This window comes from Halostagnicola bangensis, assembly GCF_054653435.1.
On the sequence record NZ_BAAIGG010000003.1, the window covers coordinates 380,630 to 394,029 of the forward strand.

General features: G+C 55.2%; 10 protein-coding genes and 5 pseudogenes. 7 read left to right on the forward strand and 8 right to left on the reverse strand.

The window, feature by feature from the left end; all coding sequences use genetic code 11:
- Positions 1-16: 16 nt before the first annotated feature.
- Together ACYQ14_RS19800 and ACYQ14_RS19805 are read right to left on the reverse strand one after the other, a co-directional pair.
- A complete protein-coding gene (locus ACYQ14_RS19800) occupies positions 17-1,024 on the reverse strand; it encodes a Bug family tripartite tricarboxylate transporter substrate binding protein (RefSeq protein WP_459890705.1) in 1,008 nt (335 codons plus the stop codon).
- A gap of 70 nt (positions 1,025-1,094) precedes the next feature.
- Positions 1,095-1,402, reverse strand: a pseudogene (locus tag ACYQ14_RS19805) (IS5/IS1182 family transposase); the annotation flags it as partial.
- A gap of 33 nt (positions 1,403-1,435) precedes the next feature.
- Between ACYQ14_RS19805 and ACYQ14_RS19810 the strand changes: the two are divergent.
- From ACYQ14_RS19810 to ACYQ14_RS19820, 3 genes and pseudogenes are all read left to right on the forward strand, one after another.
- Positions 1,436-1,627 (forward strand): annotated as a pseudogene (locus ACYQ14_RS19810) (helix-turn-helix domain-containing protein); the annotation flags it as partial.
- A gap of 4 nt (positions 1,628-1,631) precedes the next feature.
- Positions 1,632-1,847 (forward strand): annotated as a pseudogene (locus ACYQ14_RS19815) (winged helix-turn-helix domain-containing protein); the annotation flags it as partial.
- A 1,296-nt stretch (positions 1,848-3,143) separates the two neighbouring features.
- Positions 3,144-3,509 carry a VOC family protein gene (locus ACYQ14_RS19820; protein WP_459890707.1) on the forward strand — a complete coding sequence of 122 codons (366 nt, stop codon included), beginning with the start codon at positions 3,144-3,146 and terminating at the stop codon, positions 3,507-3,509.
- A 30-nt stretch (positions 3,510-3,539) separates the two neighbouring features.
- Here the strand turns inward: ACYQ14_RS19820 and ACYQ14_RS19825 are convergent.
- Positions 3,540-4,174: pseudogene (locus ACYQ14_RS19825) on the reverse strand (IS6 family transposase).
- A gap of 158 nt (positions 4,175-4,332) precedes the next feature.
- On the reverse strand, positions 4,333-4,554 hold the full coding sequence (locus ACYQ14_RS22120; RefSeq protein ID WP_488193338.1) for a hypothetical protein: 222 nt from the start codon (positions 4,552-4,554) through the stop codon (positions 4,333-4,335).
- Positions 4,555-5,670: 1,116 nt separating this feature from the next.
- Between ACYQ14_RS22120 and ACYQ14_RS19835 the strand changes: the two genes are divergently transcribed.
- Positions 5,671-6,687: a zinc-dependent alcohol dehydrogenase family protein gene (locus ACYQ14_RS19835; RefSeq protein WP_459890709.1), complete on the forward strand. Its 1,017-nt coding sequence runs from the start codon at positions 5,671-5,673 to the stop codon at positions 6,685-6,687.
- A 78-nt stretch (positions 6,688-6,765) separates the two neighbouring features.
- Here ACYQ14_RS19835 and ACYQ14_RS19840 read toward each other — a convergent pair.
- The 4 genes and pseudogenes from ACYQ14_RS19840 to ACYQ14_RS19855 form a co-directional block, all read right to left on the reverse strand.
- Positions 6,766-7,412: pseudogene (locus ACYQ14_RS19840) on the reverse strand (IS6 family transposase).
- 336 nt (positions 7,413-7,748) lie between these two features.
- The gene (locus ACYQ14_RS19845; RefSeq protein WP_459890711.1) at positions 7,749-8,210 is read right to left on the reverse strand and encodes a YeeE/YedE family protein; all 462 of its coding nucleotides are present in this window, start codon (positions 8,208-8,210) and stop codon (positions 7,749-7,751) included.
- Positions 8,207-8,764 carry a YeeE/YedE family protein gene (locus ACYQ14_RS19850; protein WP_283838992.1) on the reverse strand — a complete coding sequence of 186 codons (558 nt, stop codon included), beginning with the start codon at positions 8,762-8,764 and terminating at the stop codon, positions 8,207-8,209. The genes ACYQ14_RS19845 and ACYQ14_RS19850 overlap by 4 nt, the downstream gene beginning before the upstream one ends.
- Before the next feature lie 20 nt (positions 8,765-8,784).
- The gene (locus ACYQ14_RS19855; protein WP_459890713.1) at positions 8,785-10,026 is read right to left on the reverse strand and encodes an MBL fold metallo-hydrolase; all 1,242 of its coding nucleotides are present in this window, start codon (positions 10,024-10,026) and stop codon (positions 8,785-8,787) included.
- 244 nt (positions 10,027-10,270) lie between these two features.
- Here ACYQ14_RS19855 and ACYQ14_RS19860 point away from each other — a divergent pair, with 244 nt between their 5' ends.
- The 3 genes from ACYQ14_RS19860 to ACYQ14_RS19870 form a co-directional block, all read left to right on the forward strand.
- Positions 10,271-10,516, forward strand: coding sequence for a sulfurtransferase TusA family protein (locus ACYQ14_RS19860; RefSeq protein ID WP_459890715.1), 246 nt, complete (start codon positions 10,271-10,273; stop codon positions 10,514-10,516).
- Position 10,517: 1 nt separating this feature from the next.
- Entirely contained in the window at positions 10,518-11,114 is a 597-nt protein-coding gene (locus ACYQ14_RS19865; RefSeq protein WP_459890717.1) for a DsrE/DsrF/DrsH-like family protein, read from the forward strand.
- A gap of 1,623 nt (positions 11,115-12,737) precedes the next feature.
- A partial coding sequence (locus ACYQ14_RS19870) for an AMP-binding protein (protein ID WP_459890719.1) occupies positions 12,738-13,400 on the forward strand: 663 nt, incomplete at its 3' end.

Consider the following 13,400-nt stretch of genomic DNA (forward strand, 5'->3'; position numbering starts at 1 on the left):
ATCAAAGCTGAGCGCTTTATTCCTCATGCTCATCCATGTACTGTTCAATTACGTCGGAATACTCCTGAATCGCTTCATTCGATTCGGCGATAGCGTCTGCGGACTCGCTTGCTTCTGCCGGGTTAGTGATAGGCCACTCACTTTCTTCAGACCACTCCTGAATTTCCTCCGACTGAATCGTTTCCCAGAGGGTCTCTTCAAGTGTTGATACGATATCGTCCGGTGTCCCGGGTGGCGTCCCAATAATGCGGCTACTGTTTAATGCCGTAAAGCCCTCAAATTCCTCAATTTCTTCAGTGATGGCACCGTCGTATCCTTCCATCACTTCTTCATGATCGTCTGCGAATGCAAGGAGGATATCTATCTCTCCGTCTTCAACTAATTCAAGAGGATGCGGACGGCTAGTAATTGTAACATCGATTTCCTCCTGCATAATGGCAGTAAGAGTTTCCGGCAATGGATCGTATCCTGGGATAATATCTGCTTCAGCATCCATTGCATCAGCCAAGATAGCTGTCAGGAAAAACATGGTTCCCCCGATACCAGTAGAACCCCAACTCATGTCGCTCCCAACTAAGTCTTCCCACGTATCTGGCTCTCGGTTTGCGGAAGCGTTCAAAACCCAACTCTCTGTCGTGAGACGCGCTAAGGGTTCAAACTCTTCGACAACATAATTCACATCTCTAAAAGCCTCACTGAAGTTAATTCCGGGGACATTAAGGAATCCTACGGAATATCCATCAGGCTCTGCATTGTACAACTCTTCAGTTCCGACAATTCCGCCTGCACCTGTTACATTTTCGACTTCGATATCAACGTCTCCGTCGAAACGTTCTTCCCACTCAGGCGCAATCGCTCGCGCATATGAATCGAATGAACCCCCTTCACCCAAGGGAACAATAAACCGTAGGTCTTGCGACGGAAACCCATCATCTCCACGTAAGTTGGTCAGACAACCAGCTGTTCCTATTGCCCCTGCGGCACCAATGCTTGTTAGATACCTTCGCCTGGACTTGAGTACCATATCTACAGTCCACCTATTGGACTACCTAATAATAAATGTTGTGTCGCGTTGAATAGATGCCGAGCCACAGTTAGAAGGATTCACAGAGCGGTTCTATATTGCAGATAGCGACCATGAGGACGACCTCACGGAACTGTCGATATCGGTCCAGCACTCGCACGGCGTCGCCGAGCGAGCGCTTCGTTGTCGAGTAGGAAGTTTCGGCCATCCAGGCTGCGAGTAACCTTTTGCCCAGATGAGCGCGTTGTATCCTACCTTGAGTGGTCTCGATCCACGTTGTAAGATGAGCGGTTCGACACTGAGTGCGTAGAATTCGCACTTGGTCTGCCAGTTGTGGAAGGCTTTGTCAGCGGAGACTGACAGCAGGTCGTCCGCCGACTCTGTTTCGTTGGCAATCTCTACGCCGGAAACACGCTCAAAGAGGCAACAAGTCGAGTCGGTGCAAGCAGGAGCATCGGTAGCCAGTGGCTTGAACGCTGGAACGATAATGGTCCCGATGGATTGATTCCACGCTTCGGGGGGCGGGCGTCCCCCAAAGTTTTCCCACCAAGAATCGTGCGACCTCCAGCGATTACTCGAAGACGGTCAGCCGCAGACGACTAACGAAGTCGTCGAGTTCATCGAAGATGAGTTTGACATCAGCTATCATCCGAGCCATGTCTCTCGGATGCTTCGTCATATCTACGGGATGTCCTACGCGATTCCCCGCCCAGAGACGCCAAGCCGACCGGACGACGCTGAAGAGATCCTCGGCGAGATCGACGCAAACCATACATCGGAGGCCGCTGATCCCGGCGAGACCGTCCTGGGATTCTTTCGGTGAGTCTTGGCTGATGCCGACATCGACTCTGAGGCTTCACCACTCCAGGGCTGGTGAAGGACATACCAGACGTCAAAACCACTGCTGCTGCCTTCTACGCTGTCAACGGAACAAGTGTTCTCAGATCGCTAGAATCGCTCGAACAAGAGCGAATTGGGGAGATGTTCGAAGCGATTCGTGAGCAAAATCCGCGGGGACGGATTCTGCTCGTCTTAGACAACTTCTCTTCACCCATCCTGTGAATACTCACGCGAGAAAGCCGCTGAACTCGGAATCGTCTTAGTGTTTCTTCCGGTCGCTTCACCACATCTCCAGCCAATCGAACCGATCTGGGGCAAACTCAAACATGATCCCTCGCCAGTATCGACCGAGAGCTCGGATCTTCCGCGCTCTTGTCGAAGAAGCATTCCTCAATCTAACACAACGACTCAGCTTTGCTGCTGCTTGGCTCGACCGATTCCTCGATGTCAATAGCTTACGCTAGACTATACTCTACTGCGGGTTCGCCCGCCTGCTTCCCCAGCGCTTGTTTGGCTAGGTATCGACACTGTTAAGCGAATTCGAAGAAATCGACTTTCTCGACTTCACCCTTCTAGTGGTATTGGCTGATTCAACCGGTATTCAACAGATTAGAAAGTATTTAATACGAGGGATTTAATTCGATCAGCAAATAACATGGGATCCCATCACAAATGAAGTTATTAACAACTGATTGCAAGTAGGGTCTTTCAACTTCCCGTGGGTCAAATACCCTTAGAACTTAATGGGCAACCTTGAGGATCCCAGTATTTCGGAAGTCGTGGAGAATAAAAGATAGATGGCGCTATGTCAAACTGTCAGGTGAATAATCAAATTATGAGGTGCAGTCCATAATTACAATAGTATTATTGTAATACTCTTCCTGTTTTATATTTTATAATTATAACACCATGCTAGTTCTCCACAATGTATTCCCAGTATTTGGGAACCTCCGACATCTGATTGAGCGTTATTTCTGCGAGTGAGAACAATCCCCTGAAAAGGGCATTGACGAGGACAGTAAGAGCAAATCCCCGTGAATTAACTCCGAGGAGGCTATCAACACACTCTCGGAGAACACGTCCACCCCTTCGGGGCGAGACGGTCGTTAACGGGTATTTAGCGGCGGCTCACGACAACTGAGTTCCTGCAGGCTTCTATCAGTCGGAGATTGGTGGATTATCGAGGAGAAATCCTCTGTGCTATTGACTCAACTGTTCAATCGACTGATGAGACATACCAATCGAAAGGTATTTATCATATTACGTTGGAATACCTCCTGTGCTGGGTGAAATAGACCACATCGAGATAGAAGCGAGTAATGCAGAGGAGATGGCAGAGTTCCTCAAGAAACTCGGCTACGAGGAGGTGCGACAGACCGAACATCACGGCACGTCGTATGAACTCGAACCTGCGGACGGCGACGGACCAATTTTTGAGGTCCACACTGTCAAGGGTGAGGAAGTCCCCGGGATCAACCACATCGCCTTCACAGTTGACGACGTCGCGGACATCGCCGAGGAGTTCCGTGAATCAGGCGTCGAGACAGTGGTCGATCCGTACTACGTCGATAAGACGGGGCGAACCATTTGCAACTTCCGTGATCCCGATGGACGCCGATTCCAGGCGGTTTCCGACGCGGAGTAACAAGTCTTTGGCGCGAAGTGGGCATCGTGTTTAGTTAAGCGAGTTCCACCAGGCGGCGAAGGCTTGCAGCCACGTTTCGGCGGTTGCTGGATCGACATGGCAGAAACTAGTGCTGAGAAGGAAGTACGTCGATTTATCTCTCTAAAGATACACTCGATGGCGTTACGATTTCCGTGTCGAATGGGCTGAAATCGGAGCCATGCTTGCTGCAACGCCGGTGCTAAATGCTGTGCGTGATCGATGAGAAACACGGCGTCGGAGACATTGTGTTTCTTCCGAAGTTCCCGGAGAAAGTGTTGCGTGAGTGCTGTTGTAGTCGTCTTAAACAGCCGTAAATGCAGGAATTTGTTCGTTTCAGGATTGACGGCGGCATACAGCCAGAACTGCTGACCATTGATTCGGATCACCGTCTCGTCGAGTGCAATGTAATCCGGACTCTCGTCGTTGGCCGGCTGTAAATCGGCTTTCTGCACCCAATCGTGAACGGCTTTCCGTGACCTATTGGCGCCGAACTTCTATAATTCTATAACTGCATTTGAAAGTGATAGTTCTGACAGATGGAGTCGAATACCGAGCTCCATCAGTTTGCTCGGTGTCCGCTCTTGTTCCACAAAATCCAAGTCGATCCAGTCGCTACAGCCACTGAGGCGAGCGATTTCTGTCATAGACACTCAAAAGATCGTCTCTCCTCATCCTTCAGCCTTAACTAAACACGACCGAAGCGGGAGTAGAAGCTCTTTGACGAGGACCGTGGATATCGAATGCACCACGCGAACTTCCGTTCGCTTGCGCTGTGTCTGCGTCTCGTTATCGCTATCACTAACTACAAACGTGAAGACAATCCAGGAGGTACCGTCATCACGAGTTGAGCGCTTGCAGTGGACCGACGAGGGTGGTTCGTCCGCCGTGAGGCGAAACAGATTTCGTCGCCGATGAAGTGGCCGTCTGGGTTACCGACGACCAACTGTTTGGCTTCTCCCGCTTCGAAGTCGTTGACGGCGTAGTCGGCGAAGACTTCGAGCGCGTCCGGACCTGTCACCCACATATCGACCATGTGGTGTGATTGGTCGGTGAACGCGCAACTCTCCGTTCAAGCTTGTTGTTCCTCGATCTAGTGCGTGTACTCATCGGAAACGACCGGGAAGCCGAACGCGCCACCGTCCACCGGTCTGAACATCTTGACGGTAACCCCGCGGCTCGTACCGCATTTACTAAGCTTTGCTCATGTATGACACTCAAATGCGAGCTACTATCGTGCAGCAACATAAACGTACTGTTCGGAGCTCGTTTTCGAACTCGGAGGGGAACGCACCGCTCGCTGCGAGCGGAATACGGGACGGTTCGGATCGAACTCTCGCGCTAGCCGATTCGTTCGGCGCGTGCGGCGGGAGTGCATTAGCAGCTACGAGATCGAGCCGAGGTCCGCGAAAAGGTGGTATAAGTCGAGTACCGGCTGGTCCGCCGTGGGACGCTTCGCTATCGAGTCGAGACCGGATCGGTTATTGGTTGCCTTCGCTGTACGGAGAGGGGCCGACAGTCGCGCAGATTTCCGTCTGAGTACCGATCCAAGCGTCGACTGATGAGCAAAGCCGGTCGACCGCTATCGGATTCACTCATCAGTTCTGGCTTGGATCGCCACTGAGCGTGGCGCTCGACCCATGGATTCGTGTGATCTTCGGGTTTGCTCCAGACGAGCGTCCTCCGTCCCCGGTTCGCTGTATTCCGTATGTGTCACCTTCTGAGTGTTTCAACAGAGCCTGTTAACCGAACACGGATAGTCCACCACGTGTTTCGATCCCGTTCTGGGTTTCTACCGCCCTGAGACAAGAAACTCCCGTCCGATCGACCCGATGCAGTTCCTGTTTCATACTGTCGGACAGAAGTCAGTGGGAAGTCGGTCGCGAAATTCCGGCCGTCGCATTCAGAGACGACCGATCTTCAAATAGGTCTGTTCGACAGTATTAGCGAACTTCGTGCGCCGATCATACGACAGGGAATGTCTTCTATGTGGACCTACGACGATGCTGCCGACGACGTCGACGTTTTCCGGGAAAAAGCTCCGGACAAGACGGTGTGTTCGGGATTTACCGGTTATTGGAAGTACCAGCAATACGATTGTTAGTCCAAGGAGCAAAGTTTCGAGCCTCCCTGTTCTCACCCGATGAAAGCCTACGAAGTGCAAGAAGCCACGACCGACTACGACGGAGTCGTCCAAATCGACCGCGAACGCCCCGCGCCGAGCGCGGACGAGGCGCTCGTCCGCATCCACGCGGCATCGCTCAACTATCGCGATCTGGCGATCGCAAACAACGATCTCGTCTATCCCGGCGCGGCGCTGCCGGTCGTCCCGCTCTCCGACGGGGCCGGGGAGGTCGTTGCAGTTGGTGACGACGTCGAGCGGCTTTCGGAAGGCGATCGAGTCGCAACGCCGTTCGCGCCCGACTGGATCGACGGCCCCGGAACGCGGGCGAAGATGGGACGGATGACCGGAGGGAACGTCGACGGGGCGCTTGCCGAGTACACCGTGTTCCCCGCCGAGAGCCTCGCGATACTCCCCGAACACCTCTCCTACGAACAGGGCGCAACGCTTTCATGTGCCGGTCTGACCGCGTGGCGAGCGCTCGTCGAAGATGGAACCATCGGCGCGGGCGAACGCGTCCTGGCGCTCGAAACGGGCGGCGTCTCGACGTTCGCGCTCCAGTTCGCCACGATGCACGGGGCGGAGGTGTTCGTCACCTCCTCGAGTGACGACAAACTCGAGCGCGCCCGCGACCTCGGTGCCGCGTGGACGCTAAACTACGAGGAGACCCCCGACTGGGGCGAGGCCGTACAGGAACGGATGGGCGGGGTCGATCACGTCGTCGAGGTCGGCGGGCCGGGAACGCTCGAGCGGTCGCTTGAAGCGGCCGCCGTCGACGGGCACGTTCACCTCATCGGCGTGCTCTCCGGACAGGACGGACAGGTCCACCCTGGTCCGATCCTCCAGAAGGCGCTCACGGTCGAGGGCGTAATCGGCGTCGGCAGCCGCGCGATGTTCGACCGGATGAATCGAGCCATGGCCGCGACGGAGATGGAACCGGTGATCGACCGCACGTTCGACTTCGACGAGGTCCGCGAGGCGTACCGACACCTCGAGGCGGGCGAGCATCAGGGGAAAGTCGTCGTAACGGTTGAATAGCCGTTGGTAGCAGCGGAAACGGCGGTATCGAAGTATACGTTCTGAAGCGGCCGGCTTCGCTTGATACTGAGGTAGTGTTCAGATTAGCGGATTCCATGCGAAGGCGAACGATCTGAGCCACTGATCAGCAGTTTCTGCGTAAGCGTTGCTAAAGCAGTTTGAGAAAGATAAAGTTCGACGTTCTATCTCACGAAAGATTCGTTCGACACTGTTCCGATTTCCGTGTCGTTCGTATCTGAAATCGAGGCCATGTCGTTGACAGGCAAAGTTCAGCGACTTATCTCCATCGACAAGAAACTCAGCGCCGTCGATATTGTGTTTCTCGCGGAGTTCGTCGAGAAGGATTTCGGTGAGACCGGTGTTTCTCGTCGGAACAGCCGAACATGAAGACATTCGGTCGTTTCGGGATCAACCGCCACAAATAGCCAGTACCGCTCGTCAGTGAGTTGGATCACAGTCTCGTAAACCGCAACGTGATCCGGTGACTTGCCGTTCTCGGGCTGTAACTTCGCTTTTTGCACCAGTTGTGAACGGTAGATCGAGCACGGTCGAACACCGAACCTCTCTAAAATACGAACAGTATCCGAAAGCGAGAGACCGGCAGGATGAAGGTGGATACTGAGCCGCATCAGCTCGCGCGGTGTCGCTTCTCGCTCCACAAATCCTAACTGAATGTCGCTACTAGGTAGCGTGAGGCGTCTGAATTCGGGATGGTAACCACGAATTCCACCGCCTCACTCCTTCAAACTCTAATCTGAACAGCGCCGTGCCAACAAGCCGTTACTCCTATCCCGGCATGGGATTCGGAGATACTTTTGTTGACTGCACCCCTGAGTTCCAGCACAGTGCTTTCCACGTGGAATCAGGGAATCCAGATATTGTCCGATTAGCAGGGCAGATAGACCGCTTCGGATACCTGTTGGTACAAGATCTGGTTCCTTAAAACATCCGTTCAGCAGGTCGAACGAGGTTCGTGAAGGGGTTGTCGGATTCATCCGCGCGCTAAAGCATGAGGCTTTCTCCTTGAACTTCCGTAACAGTTACTAGACGGTCGAAGGAATTCAGTCAGCACTCGTGGGCGCGACCTCGGACGCGGCATGCTGGCTGCGCCAGTAGCCCTGCAGGTAGGCCCCGACGAACATTCCAGCGAGCGCCCACAGGATCGTGACGTTGCCAACACCGAGGCTGGCGTAGGCCGCCCCGGGACAGATCCCCGACAGACCCCAGCCGACGCCGAAGATTGCGCCGCCGATCAGGACGTTGCGGTCGAAGGATTTCAGCCGCCGGCCGTAGGTGTCGCCGGTTAGCGGCGCGCGGTCGAACAGTCGCGGCACCAGCCCGAAGGCGATGCCGGTGATAACTGCCGCACCGCCCATGACGAACAGCAGCCCAAAGTCCTCGAACTGCAGGAAGTTCAGTACGACTTCGGGACGAGCCATGTGGCTAAAGCCGAGACCGAAACCGAAGATCAAGCCGCCGACGAAGATCAGCGGCATGAACAGGGGATGTCGGCTCTGGCTCATGGTGATACCCCCAGTGCCATCACGACCTGTGCCGTCCCGATCGCCACGATCAGGAACGTGATCACGCCCACGATCGACGTTTTCGAGGCCGATCCAACGCCACAGACGCCGTGGCCAGAGGTACACCCCTTGCCGATCCGGGTGCCGATCCCGACGAGGATGCCGCCGAGGAACAGTCGCCACGGCTGGACGTCCGTCAACCAAACCGTGAATCCGCCGATATCGTGCAACTGGCCGGTCGTCCCTGCTTCGTAGAGGCCGCTCGAGACCAGTCCAGACTGAAACGTCAGCGCGTAGACTGCCGCGCCGGAAATAATCCCGAGCGTGAAGACGATCCGCCAGTCGCGCGAGCCCCGGTACTGCTGAAACCGCGACTGGTCCGAGACGTAGGAAAGCGTCGACTCGAGGAACGTGCTCGCGCCGGCCGAAATCGCGGTGCCGAGGTAGATGACGACGGCGCCGAGGCCGACGAGCAGTCCCCCGACGGCGTACCGACTGATCCCGTTCGGGAACAGCGACTCGTACAGTGCGGGTGCGAAGAGTTCAGTTACCATTCGACTGGAAAGTGGTGGGGTTAGTCACCGGCCAGCGATTCCTGGCTGGCGGCGCAGTTGTTCGGACCGAGCTCGAGTTCGAACGCTTCCTCGTCGTCAACGTCCCGCTGGCCGAGGTTCATCGCGATAATGTCCTCGTAGTTGGGCGGACGGGGCGGCATGTCCGAGAGGATCAGTTCGACGAACTCGGCTTTCTCCATCGTCAGGGCAGCCATGTCCTCCGTGAGTTGGCCGATTCGTGCAGTGTAGGTACCGTCGTCGGCGGGCGCGGCCGAGTCGCTGAAGTGGGCCCCGCCGATCAGGGTGTCGTCGGGTAAGGTCAGCACGCGATTCTGGAGCGACTCGTAGAGTTGCTTGGCGGCGTCTTCGGCGCCCTCATCCCCCTCCTCTAAGTCGGGGCGAGCGACGCTCTCGACGAACAGTCCGTCGCCGGTCGCGAGTAACTCGCCGTCGATCAGGTACGAGGTCATCCCGGAGGTGTGACCGGGCGTGTAGACCGTCTCGATCGTGGCGTCACCGACCTGGAATTCGTCGCCGTCCTCCGCGCGGGTCACCTCGTCGTCGTAGGTGACTCCGCGGTCGACGGCAGTCGCAGGGATGATGCCTTCGACGCCCTTCTCGGCGAGGGTTCGAACACCCGAGATGTGATCCGCGTGGACGTGTGTGTCGATCGCGTATTTCAGCTCGACATCGAGACCCTTCGCATCCTGCTGGGATTGCGAAGCAGGGCTCGCAGAACGTCGTTCTGCGGCGTCCTCGAGATAGCGGTCGGTGAACGCGCGCAATGGGTCGATCACGGCCGCCTCGTCGCCGTCGACGATTAGGTAGCCGAGACAGCCAGAGGAGGGACGCTGGTACTGGTAAAGCGTCCCGCTTCCGTCGTAGCGCTCAACCTCGACGGCCTCGTAGATTCGCGCCCACCCGTTCATCCCGTCCTCGAGGTGGTTCACGTCGTAGCCGCGTTCCTTGAGCGAGCCGGCGACGAACTCGCTGGCACCGCCTTTCGCACAGAGGACCGTGACTTCGCGATCGTCCGGTATCTGTGCAAGAATATCGTCGTCGACCTCCTCGTCGAGGAAGTTGAAGTACGGGACGTTAATCGATTCAACGGTCTCGCCGTTGATTTTCCACTCATTGTAATCCGACTCCATTCGAGCGTCGAGGAGCGTGACGTCCTCGCTCGCATCGATACGTCCTTTTAATTCGGCCGGCGTCACCGATTCGATGTCCGCGTCCGGCGTTGGAAAGTCCATGTCGTTCATGTTGTACACTGCCCAGTACTGGGTACGGCCACTTAAGGATTTGTATAGTAGTTCCTCATTCGTACAATATAGGTTTCAAGGATATCTGGTTATGCTCTGTTATTGGCCCATAAAACTGCCTCTAGACGCATCTATGAAGTCTGATTAACTATTGGATGTTTGTATGTAGCACAATAATCGACATCCTTTTATTGGTGGCTCCGATATTGTATGATAGCTCCAATACAGAGCACAAAGATCAATTATGAGTTCAGAATACGATATCACGGACACGCTCGACGTGAAAGGACAGTCCTGCCCAATGCCTATCGTCAAGACCAAACAGGCGATCGACGACCTCGACGCTGGGGACGTGCTGGAAGTCGTGGCGACTGATTCAGGCAGCATAAGTGACATTCAGGGCTGGGCGGATGGTACCGACGGGGTCGAACTCCTCGATCAGGTCGAGGATGGCGACCGCTACACACACTACGTCAAGAAGGCGGCGTAACATGAGTGCAGATACTCCCGCGACGTCGGCCGATGACAGCGAAGTCGAACCCGAGCTCGACGCCGCCGAACTACAGGCACTCCGTGAGCGCGTCGACGAACTCGAGCAGTCGCTGGCCGACTTGGACGACGGCGACGGACCGAAGAAGATGACCATCGTCGCCACCCAGGGGAGCTTCGACATGGCGTACCCGCCGCTGATCCTCGCGAGCACAGCGGCCGCCTTCGGGTGGGATGTCGTCGTCTTCCACACGTTCTGGGGGCTCGACATCCTCCACGAGGAAAAATCGAAGAACCTCAAGCTGAGCGCCGTCGGCAACCCGAATATGCCGGTCCCGAACGCGCTCGCTGCGTTCCCCGGCATGGATCGGATGGCCACGCGCATGATGGAAAAGAAAATCGACGAGAACGGGACCGCGACGATCGAGGAACTGATCGACCTCTCGCTCGAGCAGGGCGTCGATCTGCAGGCTTGCCAGATGACGGTCGAGTTGATGGACTACGACGAGGACGACTTCTACGACGGCGTTACCACCGGCGTCGGCGCAGCAACCGCGCTCCAGCACATGGCCGAGTCGGACATCCAGCTCCTGGTCTAGACCCGTTGTGCATCGAGTCTAGTCACGTGAATTCAATCAACTATCAGTACAGCAGACTCACATACTAGTGCAAGCCAAAATATATTTGTTCTTACCAAAAACTGTGCAACATAGAGGTTGTATTCAGCACTTCAATATAGGGCAGCGGTTGAATCACAAGGACGGCGCTTGCACACACATCAACCGGCTCTCAATCGTCGCGTCGGTGCGGCCGAGCAGAACGTGATTCTCGCTGTGATGCGGTGAGCAAGCCGACCACCATTCCGAATGTAGTGCCACTCAGCATCCCCAACGCCTTCCGTTTTGAGATACGACCAGTCAGTCCGGCGTGCAATACCATGATGGTGTCGGCCGTATCTACCAGCAGACCAATACGCTGCCACTGCCGCTGATGGGCGGGTGGGGCAGTGAGTTCCCCAATCCCAAGTGCGAAAGCCCGGATACACGCATAGCGAATTGCAACCTCGTTTGGCCCATCGCCCTCGAGACCAAAAATGCCATACAACCGGCCTAACAGCCGTGGAGCCAGTAGTCCGAGACCTCCGAAAAGGATCCTGAACCAGGGTAGTGTCACTTGCAGCCGCTGCGCTATCGAATCCTGCGATTGAGCGTTTACGTCTTGTCGATGTGTGTCGCTCATCGGTCATTACTGAGAAAAGTGTAATATTACAATAATCTATCGCTTCCACACAGGATTTAACTTGTTTAATGAATTTTACTCGTGTGTTACATTCGCGCTATGGATCTTGCACAATGGCATGAGAATCATATAGTTTGGAAAGAAGGTCCTTCGGCTTATTATCAGACCATAGATAATTATAACATTGTTTTGATTTCCATGTCGTTCATCTCTAAAATCGAGGCCGTATCGTTGACAGACATAATTCAGTAATTCGTCGCCCAATAAGAAACACAGCGTCTGAGACATCGTGATTCTCACGCAAGTCCCTGAAAAACACGCTTAATATTACTTTGCTCGAGTCGGTTTAAGCTATGTACATAGGGTTTGTTCGAGTTAGGGTCAACCGTGGCGAACAGCCAATACTGCCCACCGTTGAGTCGGATCATGGTTTCGTCGCCTGCGACGTGATCCGGGCGTTGACCTGATTCGGGCCCCGATCGGATTCAGGGCCTATGGATAGTCCATTGATCTCATTTGACACTGATTCCCTCGAGAACTCTAACAGTATTTAAAATCGATAGTTAAGCAAGATAGAGTGATGAATCCTTGTTAAACTGACCGGTACTATCGTAGCCACTGACAGTCAATGCATTCAATCACACGACGGACTGTGCGACTGATGTGTGGCAGTTGCCGGTTGTTACGTGAAACAGGCGCAAAGCCTCGCCCTTCAGGGGCATGGCAAGACGCTTAATGATCGAGAGAAGTATTGGGAACAGCTGTACGAGGGAGTACCACTACAGGCCCCAGCTGCCGATAAGTGGGGTAGACCCCATTCCCAGAACTTAGCTAATTCATTATGCGTCTTGTTGCAACTGAAAACGCTTTGCGTTTTCAAGGACGGGGATACGCGCCGTAATTCTCGTTAATCTTCCTATCGTGGCCGCGGAACCCTTCAATAAACGGAATCTACAAAAGAATCGACGTCGAAAGGGCAATCGATGACCGAAGAGAGACCAGCGTATCCTTTCCTCGAGAACCAAACGGTTCGTCGCTGGACTCCGCAAGCGTTCGGTCGCGATAGAACGCCAACGGACCTGGCCGCCAGTAACCGCTCTGATCGCGAGTGGCCAGCGTGCTGGGGTGACGCCGCATCGTTGCTCGAGTGGAGCGACACCTACGAGCGCATCCTCGACGAGGAACATGCGCCATTCTACCGATGGTTCGTCGGTGGCCGGTTGAACGCCACGGAAAACTGCATCGATCGCCACCTCGAGGAGCGGAAGAATCAGGTCGCACTGCGGTGGGAGGGAAAACGAGGCGAGCGCCGAACCTATACGTACTACGACCTCCACCGCGAGGTATCGGCCGTCGCGGCCGCGCTCCGCGGGCTCGGCATCGAAGCGGACGACGTCGTCACGATCTACCTACCGAAACTCCCCGAGTTGCCGATCACGATGCTTGCCTGCGCTCGAATTGGGGCAGTCCACAACGTCGTCTTCGCGGGGTTTGCTCCCGATGCTCTCGTCAAGCGGATGCAACGCGTCGACTCGTCCGCGTTCGTCACCTGCGACGGCAGCTTCCGCGAGGAGACCGCGATCGACCAGAAGCGAAAAGCCGATACAGCACTGGCCTCGCTTGAGAAATCGCTCCCCACTATCGTC

What these genes read in the sequence shown, in the direction of transcription:
- ACYQ14_RS19800 (WP_459890705.1), bottom strand. Translation starts at nt 1,024, where the DNA reads ATGGTACTCAAGTCCAGGCGAAGGTATCTAACAAGCATTGGTGCCGCA.
- ACYQ14_RS22120 (WP_488193338.1), bottom strand. Translation starts at nt 4,554, where the DNA reads ATGTGGGTGACAGGTCCGGACGCGCTCGAAGTCTTCGCCGACTACGCC.
- ACYQ14_RS19835 (WP_459890709.1), top strand. Translation starts at nt 5,671, where the DNA reads ATGAAAGCCTACGAAGTGCAAGAAGCCACGACCGACTACGACGGAGTC.
- ACYQ14_RS19845 (WP_459890711.1), bottom strand. Translation starts at nt 8,210, where the DNA reads ATGAGCCAGAGCCGACATCCCCTGTTCATGCCGCTGATCTTCGTCGGC.
- ACYQ14_RS19850 (WP_283838992.1), bottom strand. Translation starts at nt 8,764, where the DNA reads ATGGTAACTGAACTCTTCGCACCCGCACTGTACGAGTCGCTGTTCCCG.
- ACYQ14_RS19855 (WP_459890713.1), bottom strand. Translation starts at nt 10,026, where the DNA reads ATGAACGACATGGACTTTCCAACGCCGGACGCGGACATCGAATCGGTG.
- ACYQ14_RS19860 (WP_459890715.1), top strand. Translation starts at nt 10,271, where the DNA reads ATGAGTTCAGAATACGATATCACGGACACGCTCGACGTGAAAGGACAG.
- ACYQ14_RS19865 (WP_459890717.1), top strand. Translation starts at nt 10,518, where the DNA reads ATGAGTGCAGATACTCCCGCGACGTCGGCCGATGACAGCGAAGTCGAA.